The organism is Paraburkholderia sp. UCT70, from assembly GCF_050434085.1.
Lineage (GTDB): Bacteria > Pseudomonadota > Gammaproteobacteria > Burkholderiales > Burkholderiaceae > Paraburkholderia > Paraburkholderia tuberum.
Genome location: NZ_JBNPVZ010000002.1, coordinates 1,046,229 through 1,063,994 on the forward strand (window position 1 = coordinate 1,046,229; position 17,766 = coordinate 1,063,994).

At 61.9% G+C, this 17,766-nt stretch carries 17 protein-coding genes; 10 read left to right on the forward strand and 7 right to left on the reverse strand.

All coding sequences use genetic code 11. The features are described from left to right. Positions 1 to 16: 16 nt before the first annotated feature. Positions 17 to 517 (reverse strand): MarR family winged helix-turn-helix transcriptional regulator, encoded by a 501-nt coding sequence (locus OKW41_RS07085; RefSeq protein WP_429445768.1) that lies wholly within the window; start codon positions 515 to 517, stop codon positions 17 to 19. Between the two features lie 185 nt (positions 518 to 702). On the opposite strand from OKW41_RS07085, the gene OKW41_RS07090 reads away from it, so the two are divergent. Continuing rightward, entirely contained in the window at positions 703 to 1,788 is a 1,086-nt protein-coding gene (locus tag OKW41_RS07090) for a Rieske 2Fe-2S domain-containing protein (RefSeq protein WP_429572004.1), read from the forward strand. Further along, on the forward strand, positions 1,785 to 2,750 hold the full coding sequence (locus tag OKW41_RS07095) for a PDR/VanB family oxidoreductase (RefSeq protein ID WP_429572005.1): 966 nt from the start codon (positions 1,785 to 1,787) through the stop codon (positions 2,748 to 2,750). Before OKW41_RS07090 ends, OKW41_RS07095 begins: the two co-directional genes overlap by 4 nt. A 43-nt stretch (positions 2,751 to 2,793) precedes the next feature. On the opposite strand, the gene OKW41_RS07100 is transcribed toward OKW41_RS07095, so the two are convergent. Continuing rightward, a complete protein-coding gene (locus OKW41_RS07100; protein ID WP_429572006.1) occupies positions 2,794 to 5,250 on the reverse strand; it encodes a penicillin acylase family protein in 2,457 nt (818 codons plus the stop codon). Between the two features lie 264 nt (positions 5,251 to 5,514). Between OKW41_RS07100 and OKW41_RS07105 the strand changes: the two genes are divergently transcribed. Continuing rightward, the gene (locus OKW41_RS07105) at positions 5,515 to 5,844 is read left to right on the forward strand and encodes a hypothetical protein (RefSeq protein ID WP_429572007.1); all 330 of its coding nucleotides are present in this window, start codon (positions 5,515 to 5,517) and stop codon (positions 5,842 to 5,844) included. 490 nt (positions 5,845 to 6,334) lie between these two features. Here OKW41_RS07105 and OKW41_RS07110 read toward each other — a convergent pair whose 3' ends face one another. The 3 genes from OKW41_RS07110 to OKW41_RS07120 form a co-directional block, all read right to left on the reverse strand. Further along, the gene (locus OKW41_RS07110) at positions 6,335 to 6,808 is read right to left on the reverse strand and encodes a DUF2778 domain-containing protein (RefSeq protein ID WP_429572008.1); all 474 of its coding nucleotides are present in this window, start codon (positions 6,806 to 6,808) and stop codon (positions 6,335 to 6,337) included. A 141-nt stretch (positions 6,809 to 6,949) separates the two neighbouring features. Beyond that, positions 6,950 to 7,225, reverse strand: a complete 276-nt coding sequence (locus OKW41_RS07115) for a hypothetical protein (protein ID WP_429572009.1) — start codon at positions 7,223 to 7,225, stop codon at positions 6,950 to 6,952. Further along, entirely contained in the window at positions 7,222 to 7,659 is a 438-nt protein-coding gene (locus OKW41_RS07120; protein WP_429565030.1) for a DUF2778 domain-containing protein, read from the reverse strand. The genes OKW41_RS07115 and OKW41_RS07120 overlap by 4 nt, the downstream gene beginning before the upstream one ends. A 417-nt stretch (positions 7,660 to 8,076) precedes the next feature. On the opposite strand from OKW41_RS07120, the gene coxB reads away from it, so the two are divergent. From coxB to OKW41_RS07145, 5 genes are read left to right on the forward strand one after another with little or no spacing between them, the layout of a single operon-like run. Continuing rightward, positions 8,077 to 9,078 carry a cytochrome c oxidase subunit II gene (gene coxB, locus OKW41_RS07125; RefSeq protein WP_429572010.1) on the forward strand — a complete coding sequence of 334 codons (1,002 nt, stop codon included), beginning with the start codon at positions 8,077 to 8,079 and terminating at the stop codon, positions 9,076 to 9,078. Between the two features lie 28 nt (positions 9,079 to 9,106). After that, positions 9,107 to 11,104: a cytochrome c oxidase subunit I gene (ctaD, locus tag OKW41_RS07130; protein WP_429572011.1), complete on the forward strand. Its 1,998-nt coding sequence runs from the start codon at positions 9,107 to 9,109 to the stop codon at positions 11,102 to 11,104. 1 nt (position 11,105) lies between these two features. Then, positions 11,106 to 11,747: a cytochrome c oxidase subunit 3 gene (locus OKW41_RS07135; RefSeq protein WP_429445779.1), complete on the forward strand. Its 642-nt coding sequence runs from the start codon at positions 11,106 to 11,108 to the stop codon at positions 11,745 to 11,747. Further along, entirely contained in the window at positions 11,744 to 12,160 is a 417-nt protein-coding gene (locus OKW41_RS07140) for a hypothetical protein (protein WP_184064815.1), read from the forward strand. Before OKW41_RS07135 ends, OKW41_RS07140 begins: the two co-directional genes overlap by 4 nt. Further along, the gene (locus OKW41_RS07145) at positions 12,160 to 13,488 is read left to right on the forward strand and encodes a c-type cytochrome (protein ID WP_429572012.1); all 1,329 of its coding nucleotides are present in this window, start codon (positions 12,160 to 12,162) and stop codon (positions 13,486 to 13,488) included. The genes OKW41_RS07140 and OKW41_RS07145 overlap by 1 nt, the downstream gene beginning before the upstream one ends. 16 nt (positions 13,489 to 13,504) lie before the next feature. Here the strand turns inward: OKW41_RS07145 and OKW41_RS07150 are convergent, their stop codons facing one another. Continuing rightward, positions 13,505 to 13,909: a Fis family transcriptional regulator gene (locus tag OKW41_RS07150; RefSeq protein WP_429445786.1), complete on the reverse strand. Its 405-nt coding sequence runs from the start codon at positions 13,907 to 13,909 to the stop codon at positions 13,505 to 13,507. Positions 13,910 to 14,082: 173 nt separating this feature from the next. Then, positions 14,083 to 14,823: a 3-ketoacyl-ACP reductase gene (locus OKW41_RS07155; protein WP_429445788.1), complete on the reverse strand. Its 741-nt coding sequence runs from the start codon at positions 14,821 to 14,823 to the stop codon at positions 14,083 to 14,085. Positions 14,824 to 15,200: 377 nt separating this feature from the next. On the opposite strand from OKW41_RS07155, the gene OKW41_RS07160 reads away from it, so the two are divergent. Both OKW41_RS07160 and OKW41_RS07165 read left to right on the forward strand, forming a co-directional pair. Continuing rightward, positions 15,201 to 16,889 carry a Na/Pi cotransporter family protein gene (locus OKW41_RS07160; RefSeq protein WP_429572013.1) on the forward strand — a complete coding sequence of 563 codons (1,689 nt, stop codon included), beginning with the start codon at positions 15,201 to 15,203 and terminating at the stop codon, positions 16,887 to 16,889. Between the two features lie 340 nt (positions 16,890 to 17,229). Beyond that, positions 17,230 to 17,502 (forward strand): hypothetical protein, encoded by a 273-nt coding sequence (locus OKW41_RS07165; protein WP_429572014.1) that lies wholly within the window; start codon positions 17,230 to 17,232, stop codon positions 17,500 to 17,502. Positions 17,503 to 17,766 lie beyond the last annotated feature (264 nt).

Below are 17,766 nucleotides of genomic sequence, written 5' to 3' on the forward strand. Positions count from 1 at the left end.
GAGCGCGCGCTGTCTGCTAGTTCGGATTCGTGTCGTCGCTCGCGCTGCGCAGCGGCGCGCGGCTCTGATCGTTATTCAGATGCACGAACTTTCTCAACAGTCTCAATAGCTCTCGCGCATCCTCGTCTCCCATCCCGTCGAGCAGGCCGTGATTGAGCGCGTTGACGCCGGGGATCAATTCGTCGAGCAACTGCTCTCCAGCCGGCGTCAGCAATAGACGACGCTGGCGGCGCGGCAGAACTTCGCGCACGATCCAGCCTTTCGCTTCGAGCCGTACCGCGATATCGGCGGTGGTCGACGTGTCGAGGCCGACTCGCTGCGCGAGCGTGACCTGATCGAGTCCGGGCAATTCCTGCAGCATTCTGAGCACCGCATACTGAACGGGCGTCACCTCGCGTCCGATCAGATCATGAAACATGGACACGGAAATCTGATGCGCGCGTCGGATCAAATGGCCGGGCTGGTCGTACAGATCGATGCTGATCGCGGAAGTGCTGGTATCGGTTGAAGTGACCATATTAGTTCTGAAGACCTCGCGCCTTTTCGTTGCGAATGGAAATGGCGAACCGGCGTTCGTGTTACCTGATTGGAAGTTCGTCTAGGGGAAAACCTTCATTTAATCATTAAAGACGCATTGAGTACACTGAATCTCAATGAGTAGGCTGAATGCAATCGATGAATAATCCAGGGAGTGAGACTGACATGTTTCCCAAGAATGCGTGGTACGTCGCATGTATGCCCGATGAAGTCGCGGATAAGCCGCTCGGCCGGCAGATCTGCGGCGAGCCGATTGTTTTCTATCGCAACGCGGAAGGCGCCGTGGTGGCGCTCGAAGACTTCTGTCCGCATCGCGGCGCGCCGCTGTCGCTCGGTTCCGTGCGCGATGGCACGCTCGTGTGCGGCTATCACGGCCTCGAAATGGGCTGTCAGGGCAAGGCGACCGGCATGCCGGGGCAACGCGTCAACGGCTTTCCATCGATTCGCAGCTATCCAGTGATCGAGCGCTATGGCTTCGTCTGGGTGTGGCCCGGCGATGCGGCGCAAGCCGATGCCGCCAAGCTGCATCATCTGGAGTGGGCCGAGAGTGCCGAATGGGCGTACGGCGGCGGTCTTTATCACATCCGTTGCGATTACCGGCTGATGATCGACAACCTGATGGATCTGACGCACGAGACCTATGTGCACGCGAACAGCATCGGGCAAAGGGAGATCGACGAAGCCGCGCCGAAAACCGTGGCCGAAGGCGATACCGTGCGCACGAGCCGTTTCATGGAAAACGTCGCGGCGCCGCCGTTCTGGAAGATGGCGTTGCGCGGCAATGGCCTCGCCGACGACGTGCCCGTCGACCGTTGGCAGATCTGCCACTTCACGCCGCCGAGTCACGTGCTGATCGAGGTGGGCGTCGCGCATGCCGGGCATGGTGGCTATCACGCGCCGGCCGACAAGAAAGCGTCGTCGATCGTGGTGGATTTCATCACGCCGGAAACGGAAACGTCGATCTGGTATTTCTGGGGCATGGCGCGCAATTTCCGTCCCGACGATGCGGCGCTGACCGCGAGTATCCGCGAAGGGCAGGGCAAGATCTTCAGTGAAGATCTGGAGATGCTCGAACGTCAGCAGCAGAACCTGTTGCGCTGGCCCGAGCGCAATCTGCTGAAGCTCAATATCGATGCGGGCGGCGTGATGTCCCGCCGCGTGATCGATCGGCTCGTCGCGCAGGAACGCGCGGAGACGGGCGCGCCGCAGGCTGAAGTGACGCGCGTCATTCCCGTGCGGACGGCGACATGAATCATCCCGTGCTGAATGTGGTGGTCTCGCGCCGGCGCGACGAAGCGCTCGGTATCGCGAGCTTCGAACTCGCGAGCGAAACCGGTCAGGCGTTGCCGGCCTTCGACGCCGGCTCGCACGTCGACGTGCGTTTGCCAAACGGGCTCGTGCGTCAGTACTCGTTGTGCAACGATCCGCGCGAAACGCATCGCTATCTGATCGCGGTGCTGCGCGACAAAGGGGGACGCGGCGGATCGAAAGCGGTGCACGATCTGGTCCGCGAAGGCGATCGCCTGCAGATCAGCGCGCCGCGCAATCATTTCGCGCTCGCTGACGATGCGGCTCATCATCTGCTGCTCGCGGGCGGGATCGGCGTCACGCCGATTCTTTGCATGGCCGAGCGGCTTGCCGCCACGGGGGCTTCGTTCGGCATGCACTACTGCACGCGCTCGAAGGAACGCACGGCGTTCGTCGAGCGTCTTGCACAAGCTGGCTTCGCGAAGTCGGTCCAGCTTCATCACGATGACCAACCGGGCGGCTCGACGTTCGATATCGAGCAGACGCTCAGCGATGCGCCGGCCTGCACCCACCTGTATGTCTGCGGTCCGCGCGGCTTCATGGAGTTCGTGCTCGAGACCGCGCGTGCGAAGGGCTGGCCGGAAAACAGGCTGCACTACGAGTTCTTCGGCGCGGCCGCGAATCAGGCGGCGACGGGCGGCAGCTTCCAGGTGCGCATCGCGAGCAGCGGCGCGACCATCGACGTGCCGCCCGAATGCACGGTCGTGCAGGCGCTGGCCGCGCATGGCGTCGAAGTGATCACGTCGTGCGAGCAGGGCGTGTGCGGTACCTGTTTGACGCGGGTGCTGTCCGGTGAGCCGGATCATCTGGATTCGTATCTGACCGATGAGGAACGCGCGGCAAACGATCAGTTCCTGCCGTGCTGCTCGCGCGCGAAATCGCCGCTGCTGGTGCTCGATCTGTGATTTTCCGCGGTACGACGGGCCTGATGCCCGTTGTACCGCTTATTTATTGCGCTTTTCCCTCAGAATCCGACGAACTTACCGTGCGCACACTCAACGCCGGATCGTGCGCAATCGCTTCTTCGGAGAACGGAATAATCGCCCAGCGTTGGGCCGCGTAGTCGCGCGTCCCGTCGGCATAGTGCGGCGACGCCGGGTCATCCGATTCTGACGGTGCGAGCAGCGTGCGCGCGATCACCTGAGCGCCGGCGAACGACACTATCTGCAGATAGGTGTCGCCCATTGGCTTTACGTTCATCGAATAGCCGCTCGCATCGAAGGGATGCGCGGCACACGCCGAGGTGAAATAGCCGCCCGCGTCGCAACCCCCGAATAGCGCAATGCGCTCGTCGTTGCGTTGCACGTAGAGCGCCGCGCTGCGCGGTGCATCGATCGCGATGCCGGCGCGTTGCAGTGCCGCGAGCGCGTCATGCAGCGCGGCGGTGAGCTGCGCCGGATCGGCGGCGATGCCCGCGGGTGTGGTCAACGGCTTCGCGGGATCGAACGGTACCGCGTATAGCTGCGCGGGCGGTATCGTCAGCAGACGTCGCCACAGTTCGTCCCACAAGGTTGCCCCCACTGCGTCGGCCGCGGCCGTATCGTCCCATGCGGCGAGTACCTTGCACGCCGCGCGCTGCTGGTCGGCGATCGGGCCGGCCGGCAGGGCCGCGAGCGCGTCGCTGCCGCACAGACGGTCAAGCACGGGTGACTTGAACAGCAACGCTGACATCGAGCGGCTGTCGAGCGCAGCGTGGCCGAGTGTATCGGCGGAAACGCCATGCGGATCGCTCTGCAATTGCGCCGCGATCGTATGGCCCAGTCGCGTGCGCAGCGTCTGCGGCGTCGCGGTCGCACCGATGATCTTCGCATAGCCGGTCATCGGTGCGGCCGGGTTGCTGAGCCAGTAACTGTCGTTGAAATTGCCGACATAGTCGCGCCGAAGCAGCGACGGCATCTGCGCGACCGGCAACGCATGATGCTGCACCGCGCCGGCCTCGTCGCGCCAGTCGCAGTCGCTGCGCGAACCGTCGAGGACCGGCACGCCGGGCATGATCTGCGCCAGTGCCCGGCCGACCGGCGGCGTGCAACGCTGCGCGAGTTCGTCGGGCACGTCCGGGGTCGCGCCGATATCCGCGTACCAGACGCGCGGATCGTCACGGCCGATCGCGAGCGTGTTGACCCACGGAACCGCCGCGTTCTTCTTCTGGATGGCGATGAAATCGTCGAGCGAGGCCGCCTGATTCCATGCGCGGAAGTTTTCGAACACGCGGAAGTTGTCGGCATTGATATCGCGCAGCGCGAACGCCTGCTGCGCATTCCACGCGAGCGCGGGCGACATCGTGCCGAGATTGACCAGCGGTCCGAAGCGCGAACGATACAGCGTGCGCGACACGGTATGCAGCGAACCGTCGGCGGCGCGTACCTCGATGTTCACGCGCGTCGGCGTCATCGCTTCGCTGTGGCCATCGACCTGATACCGGGTTGGCGCGCCAGGTTCGAGCGTCAGCTTGAAGAGGCCGAAGCGCTTCGCGGTGGAGACGGTATGGGTCCAGGCGACGTTGTCGTTGAAGCCGATCATGATCAGCGGTACGCCGAGAAACGACACGCCGCTGACATTCAGCTTGCCAGGAATAGTGAGTTGAGCCTGGTAGAAGCGATCGGGGCCGGTCCAGAACCAGTGCGGATTGCCGAGCAGCAGCGCGCTGCCGGTGTGCGTCGCGTCCGCGCCGAACGCGAGAGCGTTGCTGCCGATGCCCGGATGGCCGCCGAATTCGGCGAGCGGTGGGTCGACGGGGGCGTCGTCGTGCAACGCGCTTTGCGGCGGCACCGGCATCGGCTGGGGCGGTTGCGCGGTCGCGATCGCGTTGACGAAGCGCGCCTCGCCACCGGCCAGATTCGCCGCGATCTGACGCCGGTACAAGTCCGCGTTGCTGATCTTGCCGAGCCACGGCGCCGCGCGGCAGGCCGCATGCGCGCCCGGGAAATCCCCGTGCGCGAGATCGGCGACGTACCGGTTATAGCCGGCGACGAAGCCGTCGATCAACGCGCGCATGTCGTCGGTCTGGCTTTTGCGGTAACGCGCGACGGTCGCATCGTCGACGATGAAACGGAAGAAGAAATCCGAATTGAGATTGTTGGGCTGGCCGAACGTCGCGCCGAGCGTGGGCCGCGCGTCGGCGCCGAAGAAGCGCGAGCGTTCGCCGCGATAGGTGACGAAGCTTTCGGCCATCGTGCACAGATTGTCTTGCGCCTGCGCGTAGCCGTATCCGTAGCCGAGGCTACCCCAGTTGTCGGCGTTGATGTGCGGAATGCCGAGCGCGGTGCGGCGGATATCGGCGCGATACGGGCCGGTGTGCGCGACGTCGTCCGCATTGGGGCTCGCGCAGCTTTGCAGAGCGGCGGCGACGGGCAGGGCGATCAGCAGGGCGGCGAGGCGGCGGAGCAGAGAGACGTTCGAACGCATGGCTTTTTGTGGTTGGGCGGACGTTGAGCGGTGACGGGCGTGTCGCTCGGCGTCAAGAAAGATTGTGAATGGACGCCCCGTTTGGGCGTGCTCTGATTTCTTTCGAACTGTCAGTTAGCTATTAATGTCAGGTGGCTAGAAGGCAGTGCTCCCGCATTCCGGTCATCAGTAGTTTACGAACGTTGAATCTGGAGCGAGAAGCTATACCGCGTGTCGTCGATCGTCGTGCATTTTTGATCAATGAGTATCTTCAGGAGCAAGGCCTTGCGATCGGTTCCCGCCAGGGTGTTCATCGTAACGACGAGTGCAATTATCGCGCTCGGAGCGGTCCACTATCGTTCCGCGGTCACGCAAATGAAAGGAGCCACATTTCACGATCAGAAATCAGATGACGGGAAATACATCGCGCGGTATGCATATCTGCCCCGTGACCGGATCGCCTTGAGGCTGTACCGCGCAACTACGGCGGAATTGCTCGCCGAGCGAGTTTATCGATATCCGGAGCGAATCCGGCTGTTCTGGACAGAGGACTCTCTGATATACGACACATCGGCGGAAGGCGACGATGGAGAAATTGAGCTACCGCCGTCATGATGGGACCGTGCCAAGGCAAAACTGCCTTGAAGAAGTTCTCAGTCCACGAGTGCAAGAAGCCTTGCCGAAAGCGCTGGGCGCCGTCAATGGCATGACACGATTTTCAAGGCTGGGCGACCGGACGTGCGAGCGGAGCTAGCCGCGCGAAACCCGCTGGGCGGCGGCCTTCAGTCGCAACTTTTGGTGCTGAGACAGCGATTATTTCCACCGTGAGATGGCTAGTCGTCAAGCTTTCGCTGACCACGCTTCCTGCTCCGCCGGAAAACCAGCACAGTTGCGGCGAACCCTAGCGCGATTGCGGCCGACGATATGAGGAAGGCCAAGTCGGATTCTTGATACGCCGTCTTGACCCCATACATACGAACCGCCCATTTCCATATCGGGTTGGAAAAGTTCAAGGGCGTATCCGGATGCCAAATCCACCAGACTGCATTAGCAGAGATTGCGAGCACGAAAGCTATGCCGACAGCTAGACAGAGCAGGATTGTTTTCATGCCACCGTCACTACGCCGTACGCTTTAAGTTCAGACCCGGGTACTGATACTTTCGGTGTATCGGTGAGTATCGAGCGGATACGCTTCCAATCACTTTGCTGGTCGATCGTTATGCACCGCTCGCTCCTACCGAATCTCCCCTTTGGATGCAAACGAAACTGGCCGCGAACGATGTTATCGCAAAGGACCGAGTCATCGTCGATATTCCCATCGATTGCATGGAGCGCAAACCATTCGCTCTTGTTATTGCCGTTCAGGTTGAGCGCATCTTTCCACGGGCCGAGCTTCCCGCCCCATCTTCGATCAAAAAGATAGTATCTGCCGACCGGTATGGCGCGGAAGACCGGCGTGCACGTTAGATCCACCTTATTGATATAACCTTGTTGCCCAGAGTAAGCAGAAAACGATAGTGCGCCAATCCGAAATTCGCTCATCGGTTTATTATTCAGTTTGAATGAGCATTGAAGCATCAGTCCTCCATATCGACTGGAAAGAGTGAAATAAGAAATAGTTCAGTGATGCCGTGCGGCCATTTTTAAGGCAATTTATTTTGAGAAAACCACTATTAAAAAATTTCCGCGCCAACAGCGATTATTTCCACCGTGAGATGGCTAGTCGTCAAGCTTTCGCTGACCACGCTTCCTGCTCCGCCGGAAAACCAGCACAGCTGCGGCGAACCCTAGCACGATTGCGGCCGACGACATGAGGAAGGCCAGGTCGGATTTTTGATATGCCGTCGTGACCCCATACATACGAACCGCCCATTTCCATATCGGATTCGAAAAGTTCAAGGGCGCTTCGGGATTCATCATCCACCACAGCGCATTGGCAAAGATTGCGAGCAGTAAGCAGAAACCGACCGCGAGGCAGATTAGGAGCTTTTTCATCTCACCGTCACTTCACCGTACGCTTTAAGTTTCGATCCGGGAACTGAGACTTTCGGCGTATCGGAAAGTATTGAACGGATATGACGCCAGTCCGCAAGTTGATCGATAGTTATGCAGCCCTCGCTCTTCCCCAATCTTCCCTTTGGATGCAATCGAAATCGGCCACGAGCGATGCCGTCGCACAAGAGCTCATCGTCATCAATATCGCCGTCGATAGCGTGGAGCGCGAACCATTCGCTCTTGTTATTGCCATTCAGGTTAAGCCGATCTTTCCATGGTCCGAGAATGCCTCCGGATCTTCGGTCGAAGATGTAATATCTGCCGACGGGAATAGCGCCATACTTCGGCGTGCACATTCCAACAGCCTTATTGATATAATTCTCCTGCCCCGAGTATGCGGGAAAGGATAGAGCGCCAATGCGAAATTCGCTCATTGGCTTATTATTCAGTTTGAATGAGCATTGAAGCATCAGTCCTCCATATCGACTGACAAGTGTGATATAAGAAAAATGGTTCAGTTATGCCGCGCGGCCATTTTAAAGGCAATTTATTTTGAGAAGGCCATTATTGAAAAAATTTCCGCACCGACAATTCCTGCCTACGCAGCAGCTCGTCTACGCGTTCGCATAACCGAGCGAATGCAACCTTCTCCTGACCTGTTCAAGTCAGCGCGAACCTCACGCCCGCACCCTCCGCAGACGCGGCCTGATTTTTGCTGACCTGCTCGGACGTCGCCTCGTTCGCAGGGGACGGCGCGTGTCGAAAGGTCATCACTGTCAGCGGGGTTCTCAGTGACAGCAGGGGAAGCATCCGGAACGTCAGGCCGGCGCGTCAGGTGCGGCAGCGTCACGTTGTTACCGGCGCTGGCTATCGGTTTCGCCTACTCCGCACACGCGAACACGGTGGCGCCGCTGAACTACTTCCTGCACGCGGCTGGCCCGGCGGCTCGTCCGACGCTGTACCTCGGCTGGGTTTTCACCGCGATCGTGACGCTGGTCACGCTGATCGTCGCTGGCCTGTTGATCGGCGCGATGGTCCGCCAGCGTCCCGCGGCGCAACCGGATGCGCTGAGCGCCGAGCCCGGCGGCATCCGCTGGGTGTTCATCGGTACTGCGGTGTCGTCGGTCGTGCTGTTGGCGATGCTGGTCTATGCATTGCTCACCCTCGAATCGGTGGCGTCGCCCGCGTCGTATCCGCAATTGACGATCACCGTGACCGCTTACGACTGGTGGTGGAAAGCCGATTACCGCGACGATCCGAACCCCGCCCGCAATTTCAGCACGGCGAACGAGATTCATATTCCGGTCGGTGAGCCGGTGAAGATCGAGCTCAAAAGCGCGGACGTCGTGCACGCATTCTGGGTACCGCAACTCGCGGGCAAGACGCAGACGATTCCAGGCCAAACCAACGAGCAGTGGCTGCAGGCGGACCGTCCCGGTATTTATCGTGGGCAGTGCTCGCAATTCTGCGGCGCGCAGCACGCGCATATGGCGTTCGAAGTGATCGCGCAGGACGCCGCGGCGTTCAACGCGTGGCGCGACGCGCAGGGACGCGCGGCCACCGTGCCCACGGGCGACGCGGCCGTCGCGGCCGGCCAGCATCTGTTCGAGGAGCGCTGCGCGGGTTGCCACACGATTCGCGGCACCAAGGCGACTGGCGTGCAGGCGCCCGATCTGACGCATCTCGGTTCGCGTCGCACGATCGCGGCAGGCGCGCTCAGCAACACGCCCGACCATCTGCTCGACTGGATCGAGCACGCCCAGCGGATCAAACCCGATGCATTGATGCCCAGTATCGCGCTGACCACCAGCGAGGCCGCCGCGTTGTCGGCGTATCTCGCGACGCTGCATTGAAGCGCATCGCACTCGAGGAGCCCGTTCAATGTCCGATCATCCCGCTTGCGCTTCGCTACCCGCGCTGACCCGCACGCCGCGGCGCGGCCGTGTCGAGCCCGGCAGCGAGCAGGAAAAGCGGCTGCGCGAAATCTGGGAGTCGCGGCCCGGCTGGCGCGGCTGGTTCTCGACGGTCGATCACAAGACCATCGGCTTGCGCTACCTGGTGACCGCGTTCATCTTTCTGCTGACGGGCGGCGTCGAAGCGCTGATCATGCGCGTTCAACTGGCGCGCCCCAACGCAACGGTGCTGACGCCCGAACAGTACAACCAGCTGTTCACGATGCACGGACTGACGATGATCTTTCTGTACGCGCTGCCCGTTCTGTCCGGCTTCTCGAACTATCTGTGGCCGCTCGTGCTCGGCGCGCGCGACATGGCCTTTCCGCGCCTGAACGCGCTGTCGTATTGGGTGTTCCTGTTCGCCGGCATCTTCCTGTATGCGAGTTTTCCGACGGGCCAGGCCCCCGACGCCGGCTGGTTCAACTACGTGCCGCTGTCCGGCCTCGAGTACAGCAACGGCCCGAATATCGACGTGTACGCGCTCGGCATGGTGCTGCTCGGCATTTCGACGACGGTCGGCGCGATGAACTTCGTCGTCACGCTGCTGAGGATGCGCGCGCCGGGCATGTCGCTCGATCGCGTGCCGGTGCTCGTGTGGGGCACGCTGACCGCGTCGGGCGGCAATCTGTTGGCGGTGCCGTCGGTGAGCCTCGCGTTTCTGATGCTGTGGATGGACCGCCGCATCGGCACGCATTTCTTCGACGTGCTCAATAGCGGGCGGCCGCTGCTCTGGCAGCACCTGTTCTGGATTTTCGCGCACCCGTGGGTCTACGTGGTCGTGTTGCCGGCCATGGGCATCGTGTCGGATGCGTTGCCGGTCTTTTGCCGCCGGCCGCTGGTCGGTTACGGGCCGGTCGCGTTGGCGACGGTCGCGACGATGGTGGTCGGCTTTGCCGTGTGGATTCACCATATGTTCGCGACCGGTATCCCCGCGCTCGCGCTGTCGTTCTTCGGCTCGGCCAGCATGGTCATCGCGGTGCCGAGCGCGGTCGCGACGTTCGCCTGGGTCGCGACGATCTGGACCGGTCGCCCCGTGTATCGCGTGCCGTTCCTGTTTTTCGCGGCCTTCGTGCTGCTGTTCGTGATCGGCGGCGTCTCCGGCGTGATGACGGCCGCGGTGCCGTTCGACTGGCAACTCACCGACACGTACTTCGTCGTCGCGCATCTGCACTACGTGCTGCTTGGCATCAACGTATTTCCGGTGATCGGCGGCATCTACTTCTGGTTTCCAAAATTCACCGGCAGGATGACGAACGAGCGTCTCGGCAAGCTCACGTTCTGGGTGCTCTTCATCGGCTTCAACGTCGCGTTCTTTCCGATGCATATCGCGGGACTGCTTGGCATGCCGCGCCGCATCTACACGTATCCCGCCGACATGGGCTGGAACACGGTGAACCTCGTCACGTCGCTCGGTTCGTTCCTGTTTGCGGCCGGCGTGCTGCTGTTTCTGATCGATATCGCGGTGAGCCTGAAGCGCGGCAAACTCGCCGGCAACAATCCGTGGGACGCGCCGACGCTCGAATGGTCGATCAGCTCGCCGCCGCCGCCGTACAACTTCGCGGTGGTGCCGACGCTCGCGAGCCGGCATCCGTTGTGGGAAGGTCGGATCGACGAGCCGGGCGACGCGGTTCAAACACGCTCGCGACTCGACGAAGGCTATCTGCTCGCGCAAGGTCGCGAAGCGTTGGGCACGACCGCGCTCGAGGCGAGTCCCGACGTGATCCTGAAGATGCCCGAAGATTCGTACGCGCCGTTCTGGCTCGCGGTCTTTGCCGCGCTACTGTTCGCGGGGCTCGCGTTGACCGCCTGGGTGTTCGTGGGGGCGATGCTGGCCGGCTGCGCGGTCTCGATCATCACGTGGCTGTGGCCCGAGCGCGCGCTGATCCAGCGCGAGCCGGTCGCGGTCGAGGATGCGGGAGGCTGACATGAGCGATGCACTGGATCTCAATCGCTCGTCGAGCGAACCGGACGAGACCGCGCGTGCGTTGCCGGTTGGCAGCGCGGGCGAGCGATCGAGCGGCTGGTGGGGCTGCTTCACGCTGATCGCGACCGAAGGCGCGCTGTTCGGCTATCTGATCTTCTCGTATCTGTATCTGGCCTCGCAAAGCCAGCAGCATTGGCCGCCGGAAGGATTGCCGAAGCTCGGGCTCGGCAGCGCGAATACGGTCATTCTGCTATCGAGCAGCGTGTTCGTCTGGTTCTGCGAGCGCTGCGTGCGTCGGCGTCGGCTGCGGCTCGGTGTCGCGTCGATGGCGGTTGGCATCGTGCTGGGCTGCATCTTCATGGGCATTCAGTTGCGCGAATGGCACAACCACCCGTATGGCCTGACCTCGCATCTCTATGGTTCGCTGTACTTCACGATTACCGGCTTTCACATGGCGCACGTGCTGGTCGGGATCGTCGTGCTGACGCTGCTGGCGATCTGGACCGCGCTCGGTTATTTCGACGACAAACGCTGCGCGGCGCTGTCGATCGGTGGGCTGTATTGGCACTTCGTCGATGTCGTCTGGCTGTTCATTTTCAGCACGCTGTATCTGACGCCGTATCTGTTCCGGGAGTGGTCATGACGACAGCGCCCAGAGACTCGCACATCTCGATGCCCTACGTGCTGATCGGTCTGCTCGCGGCGCCGTTCGCGTGGCTGTTGCAGATGATGCTCGCGGAAGCGCTCGCGGCGCAGGCCTGCTATCCGTACAACCATCCGCTCGGCGCGCCGCTCGTTTCGTGGATGCGTCCGGCGCTCGTCGCGCTCGGCACCGTGTGTCTGATCGCGGGCGCGTTCGGCACGTGGGTCGCGTGGCGCAATTTGCGCCGCGTCGCGCCACTGAAGTTCGGTGCGCTGAACGGCGAGCGCCGCACGCGTGCCGAACTCGACTGGTTTCTGACGCACGTCGCGGTGATGTGCAGCACGCTGTTTCTGTTCGCATTGATCGCAACGGATGCCGCGGTCGCGATCGTGTCGCCGTGCAGGTGGTGGTGATGAAGCGCGACGTTCTCAACGCGGTCAGGTTCGCCATCGCGGCCGCATGCCCGCTGACGATAGCAGCGACCGCAAACGCTGCCAGCGCCTCCACCGACGCCGCGCAGATCGCGCGCGGCGCATATCTCGCCAAAGCCGCCGATTGCGCCGGTTGCCACACCGCCGCGCCGCGCGTCCCGCATCCGGGCGCGGCGCCTGAGGCCACACCGCCGTTTGCCGGCGGCCTCGGCATGGGTTCGCCGTTCGGCACGATCTATACGTCGAACATCACGCCGGACCCGCAATACGGCATCGGCCGATATAGCTATGACGACTTCGCGCGCGCGTTGCGCGAGGGCATCGCGCCCGGGGGCAAGCGGCTTTATCCGGCGATGCCGTACCCGTCGTTCGCGAAGATCACCGATGACGACATGCATGCTCTCTACGCATACTTCATGCACGGCGTGCAACCGGTCGCGGCGCCTGCCCCGCAAACGCGCTTGCCATTTCCATTCAATCAGCGCTGGGTATTGATTTTCTGGGACTGGGCATTCGCGCCGAAAGGCCAGTTCAAAGCCGATGCGAAACGCGATGCGCAATGGAATCGCGGCGCGTATCTGGTGCAATCGCTCGGCCATTGCGGCGCCTGCCACACGCCGCGCGGACCGGCGTACGAAGAGCGCGGCTATGACGAGTCGGCATCGGCCTATCTGACGGGAGGCACCAACGATCACTGGTTCGCGCCGAACCTGAGCGCCGACCCAGGCTCGGGGCTCGGCCGCAGTTCCGCGACCGACATCGTCGAGTTCCTTCGAAACGGCCACGGCGGCGGACTCGTCCCGTTCGGCAGCATGGTGCAGGTCGTCGAAGACAGCACGCAGAACCTGAACGACGACGATCTCGCGGCGATCGCCACGTATTTGAAGAGCCTGCCACCGCGCGCGCCAAGCGGCTATTTCAACGCCCGCTCCGCCGCCGCGCAGCAAACCGTGCAGGCGCTGAAAACCGGGGATGTGGAAAGACCCGGCGCGGGCATTTACGCATCATATTGCGCGCGCTGTCATCAGATGGATGGGGCGGGGGTGCCGAACAAGTATCCGCGCCTCGCGGGCAACCCCGCGGTGTTGTCGGCGTCGAGCGCGTCATTGGTGCGCTTGCTGGTCGAAGGCGGGGGCAGTCCGCATACCGAGTCGGGACCGGAGCCGCGCAAGATGCCGTCTTTCGCCGGCAAGCTGACGGACACCGAAATGGCCCGCGTGCTCACGTTTGTTCGGACCACATGGGGAAATACGGCCGGACCGGTCACGCGAAACGATGTGTCGAGCGTGCGCGGCGCATTGCGCAAGTAAATGCCAACGCGCCTCGTCATGCGGTGTTCTCGTTGCCGTCGCAGTGGCCATTGGCGGCGCTGAACAGCGTCTTCAGCTTCGCATTGACCGCGATCAACTCCCGTACTGGCGCCGCCGCGAGTTGCTGATCGAAGAGCGTGAGAACCTGACCGAGTAGCGCGTATGCGTCGTGATCGACCACGCAGATGCCCGTTTCGAGTCCCGCCTGCCGGCAGCGCAGAATCGCGCCCTCCGCGTCGCGAAACAGCTCGGGTACGGCCGAACCATAGCCGCGCTGATTCAGCAGCATCGCCATGTAAATGGCCTGCGCCATGCTGCCGACGTGATATTGATTGGCGACGCCGCTGCGTAATGCCTCGAGCGTCATGTGATAGTCGAGCGAAATTTCGCCTGCTTTGGCAGGTACGATCGGGCGCAGCATAGCCTTCGGGCGCGTGCGCTGCGACTTCGCGGGTGCAGCGCGAGCAGGGCTCGCTTTTCTGGTCATAAGCTCACTGAGGCGGCCGGCTCGCGCCGGCCGCTACACCAGCACGGAACCTGACAACGTCCATAACGGAAAACGGCTGCGCCGCGTACCGCGCGGCGCCGTTCCCGTTAGCCCATATGCAGACCGCCGTTCAGCGAGAAATCCGCCCCGGTCGCAAAGCCCGCTTGATCCGACGCGATCCACGCGACGATCGACGCAATCTCTTCCGGCGTGCCGAGACGCCGTACCGGAATCGTCGCGACGATTTTTTCCAGTACGTCCGGACGGATGGCCTTGACCATGTCGGTGCCGATGTAGCCCGGCGACACGGTGTTGACGGTCACGCCCTTGGTCGCCACTTCCTGCGCGAGTGACATCGTAAAGCCATGAATGCCGGCCTTTGCGGTCGAATAATTGGTTTGCCCGAACTGGCCTTTCTGGCCGTTGACCGACGAGATGTTGATGATGCGCCCAAAGCCTCGGCCGACCATGCCCTCGATGACCTGTTTGGTCACGTTGAACAGGCTCGTGAGATTGGTGTCGATCACCGCTTCCCAGTCTTCGAACGTCATCTTGCGGAACATGCCGTCGCGCGTGATGCCCGCGTTGTTGACGAGCACGTCGACTTCACCGACTTCTTTCCTGACCTTCTCGAACGCTTTCGCGGTGGACTCCCAATCCGCGACGTTGCCTTCCGACGCGACGAAGTTATAGCCGAGCGCTTTCTGATCTTCCAGCCATCGGGCTTTGCGCGCCGAGTTCGGGCCGCAGCCCGCGATGACGGTGTAGTTCTCTTTGTGCAAGCGCTGGCAAATGGCGGTTCCGATACCGCCCATGCCGCCGGTTACGTATGCAACACGGTTTGCCATAAGTCCTCCTTCTTGTTTGGGTGAGTTGAGCAAGTTTGATTGGAGGATGGACCTATTATTGGCAGCGGCCAATGGCTGAGACGATGGGCATTTTCACCTACGGGTTAACTGCCAAATCAGGGGTGGAATCGTTGCTTGACGGGGCAATGAATTACGTCGATTGCGGGTTGCATGCTTTGCGAACTCCGGGGTCGCTCGAGACTGCCGGCCGCCCTCCCGTCCTTGCCTGCGCGCCATCTTCCTCTTACCCTTAGCGTTAGCCTTAAGTACCTGCCCCGGACACCGTGCGGCAGACTGCCTGCACGGTCGTCGATGCGGGGCGCGAAGCCGTCCCTCGCTCCCGCGTCTATTCGTGTGATCATCAGAGGCACATCAGGATGACTGATTATCTTGCTGACATCGATCCCGACAGGTTGAACTTCCTTGGGATCTTCGGGCTGTTGATTGGCGGCCTCGCGCTGTTTCTTCTCGGTCTGGAGTTCTTGACCGGCGGCCTGAAGGCGATCGCGGGATCGAAACTGCAGTCACTGATCGGCGTGCTGACCGCAAGCCGGTTTCGCGGCGTGGTGGCGGCCGCCGTCGTGACCGCGCTGCTGAATTCCTCGACCATCACGACGGTGCTGATGGTCGGTTTCGTGTCCGCCGGCCTGATGACGTTGACCCAGGCGGTGCCGATGATCATGGGCGCGAACATCGGCTCGACCATCACCGCGCAGATCATCGCCTTCGACGTTTCGCGTCTGACGCCGTACATGCTGTCGATCGGCTTCGTGCTGCACGCGTTTGCCCCGCGCGAGCTGCTGCGGCAGCTCGGCCGCGTCGTAATGGGGCTAGGACTGCTGTTCATGGGCATCCAGCTGATGGGCGAGTCCACGCATCCGCTGCGCACCTATCAGCCGTTCATCGACGCGATGCAGGACATGCGCAATCCGCTCGTCGGCGTCATCGTGGGGGCGGTCTTCACTGCGATCGTGCAAAGCTCGGCGGCGACGCTCGCGGTCGTGATTGCGTTGAGCGGCCAGGGCTTGATGCCGCTCGAAGCCGGCATCACGTTGATTCTCGGTGCGAATGTCGGAACCTGCGGCACGGCATTGCTCGCCTCGATCGGCAAGCCACCGGAGGCGGTGCAGGTCGGCGTCGTGCATCTGGTGTTCAATGTGCTCGGCGTCGTGATCGCGCTCTTCCTGATTCCGCAGATGGCGGAGTTCGTGCGCTGGATCTCGCCGTCGCATCCGGACCTGCAGGGCGTCGCGCGCCTCGCGGCGGAGGCGCCGCGCCAGGTTGCCAATGTGCATACGCTTTTCAGCGTGGCGAACACGCTGCTGCTGATCTGGTTTGCCGGTCCGATCGCGCGGTTCGCGCAACTGGTCGTGCCGAAGCGCGCGAAGGCCGCCAAACCCGCAGGCGATCCGCAGTATCTCGACGAGACGTCGCTGACGGTGCCGGCGCTTGCACTGCAACGCGTGCGTATCGAGCTGACCCGGCTCGGCGCGCAGGTGCTCGACGTTGTGCAACGCGGCTCGCAGATGGTGTCGACCGGCACGATGGAAGAGATCAATCAGATGCTCGATCAGGACAAGGAAAGCGACCGGCTGGCCTTCGAGATTCTTCAATATATCGGCCGCCTGTCGCAGCGGCAGCACTCGGAGGAAGAAGGTCAGCAGGTGGTCGGCTACACGCAGGTCACGAGTCATCTGGAGAGCATCAGCGGCATTGTCGGCATGACGCTGATGACGGTCGGACAACAAAGAATGACGCAGCAGATCGATCTGCTGCGTCTGCGCGATGCGGCGACCACGCAGTTTTCCGAGGCGGTGATCCGCAATCTCGAGCAGGCGATCCGCACGATCGAGACGCGCGATCCGGAAGAGGTCGCGAAGGTCGTCGACGCAAAGGCCGGCATCGACAAGCTCGCCGCGACCGCGCGTCAGGTCGTGCTTGCGAAGCTTCAGCTGGCGGACAAGGCGGACGTGGTCACGTTCCGGATCGCCATGGATCTGATCGAGCAGGGCCGGCAGATCGCGCAGTTTGCGCGGGCCATTGCGAAAAATGTGGCAGCGCTTTAAGAGCTGCAATAAAGCGCAACGCATGATTGGAGATCGATATATTCGCGCAAAGTGATCGCCAGCACACGGACGTTGGGGTTGCACGAGCTCTAAACTTGTGGCGTGTCATCCTCGTGACACGCTTTCAAAGAGAGTGGGATTGCCCGCCTTTGCTGTGCGGGCTTTTTTCGCCTCGCGCGTGTTGTGGTATCAGTAGTAAGGCGCGGCGGTGAAGTCGATCGTGCGACGATCCACGGTAGCTCGCACAATAAGCAACGGCTGAAGCGATTTAACACACGCCGCATCCATAATTTGATAGCCTTTGTCGCAGCAGAGCATTGAACTCAAGGAGGGCTTCACCATGATAAGGTGGCTTGCTAACTGGGCTTCACAACATGCTCCTACTCCCGAGAAACAGGCCGAACGCGCGCTGACCAACTTGCGCATGGAACTGTTTCAGGCCGAACAGCTCGTGCTCGACGCACAGCTGCGTGCCGATTACTATCGGGCTCGCCTGACCTTCCTCGAAGAAGTCACGAGAAAGGGAATCGAACAGGTATCGGACGAACGCAAGGCTCCTCTGGAGTCTCCCCAGCCGTTGCGGCCGGGACTCAAGCTCACCGCGGCGCAATAGCCGCGTGTATTCCATCGCAATGGGTTCCGTCACCCGCGTTTCGATACGTGGGCTGATGGCAATCGTGCTGTCGCGGGCGCGTGCAGTGCGCGCTCTCGATAGTCGATTGTGCGAGCATTGATTGCCGAGCGGAGAAGTTTCCGGTTGCCCGGTTTCGTGCTTCGACCGGGCAACCTGGACTGAGTATTTGATTTTTACTGCGTGATTTTTACTGCGCGACTTCCACTGCGCTTCGCTTACTGCGAAACGCCTGCTTCGTCCTGC

Excerpts from the sequence above, each read along its gene's own strand:
- OKW41_RS07135 (WP_429445779.1), top strand. The coding sequence starts at position 11,106 with ATGAGCGATGCACTGGATCTCAATCGCTCGTCGAGCGAACCGGACGAG.
- OKW41_RS07155 (WP_429445788.1), bottom strand. The coding sequence starts at position 14,823 with ATGGCAAACCGTGTTGCATACGTAACCGGCGGCATGGGCGGTATCGGA.
- OKW41_RS07120 (WP_429565030.1), bottom strand. The coding sequence starts at position 7,659 with ATGAGCGAATTTCGCATTGGCGCTCTATCCTTTCCCGCATACTCGGGG.
- OKW41_RS07115 (WP_429572009.1), bottom strand. The coding sequence starts at position 7,225 with ATGAAAAAGCTCCTAATCTGCCTCGCGGTCGGTTTCTGCTTACTGCTC.
- OKW41_RS07150 (WP_429445786.1), bottom strand. The coding sequence starts at position 13,909 with ATGCTGCGCCCGATCGTACCTGCCAAAGCAGGCGAAATTTCGCTCGAC.
- OKW41_RS07110 (WP_429572008.1), bottom strand. The coding sequence starts at position 6,808 with ATGCTTCAATGCTCATTCAAACTGAATAATAAACCGATGAGCGAATTT.
- OKW41_RS07140 (WP_184064815.1), top strand. The coding sequence starts at position 11,744 with ATGACGACAGCGCCCAGAGACTCGCACATCTCGATGCCCTACGTGCTG.
- OKW41_RS07145 (WP_429572012.1), top strand. The coding sequence starts at position 12,160 with ATGAAGCGCGACGTTCTCAACGCGGTCAGGTTCGCCATCGCGGCCGCA.
- OKW41_RS07095 (WP_429572005.1), top strand. The coding sequence starts at position 1,785 with ATGAATCATCCCGTGCTGAATGTGGTGGTCTCGCGCCGGCGCGACGAA.
- OKW41_RS07090 (WP_429572004.1), top strand. The coding sequence starts at position 703 with ATGTTTCCCAAGAATGCGTGGTACGTCGCATGTATGCCCGATGAAGTC.
- OKW41_RS07100 (WP_429572006.1), bottom strand. The coding sequence starts at position 5,250 with ATGCGTTCGAACGTCTCTCTGCTCCGCCGCCTCGCCGCCCTGCTGATC.
- OKW41_RS07165 (WP_429572014.1), top strand. The coding sequence starts at position 17,230 with ATGATAAGGTGGCTTGCTAACTGGGCTTCACAACATGCTCCTACTCCC.
- OKW41_RS07160 (WP_429572013.1), top strand. The coding sequence starts at position 15,201 with ATGACTGATTATCTTGCTGACATCGATCCCGACAGGTTGAACTTCCTT.
- ctaD (WP_429572011.1), top strand. The coding sequence starts at position 9,107 with ATGTCCGATCATCCCGCTTGCGCTTCGCTACCCGCGCTGACCCGCACG.
- OKW41_RS07085 (WP_429445768.1), bottom strand. The coding sequence starts at position 517 with ATGGTCACTTCAACCGATACCAGCACTTCCGCGATCAGCATCGATCTG.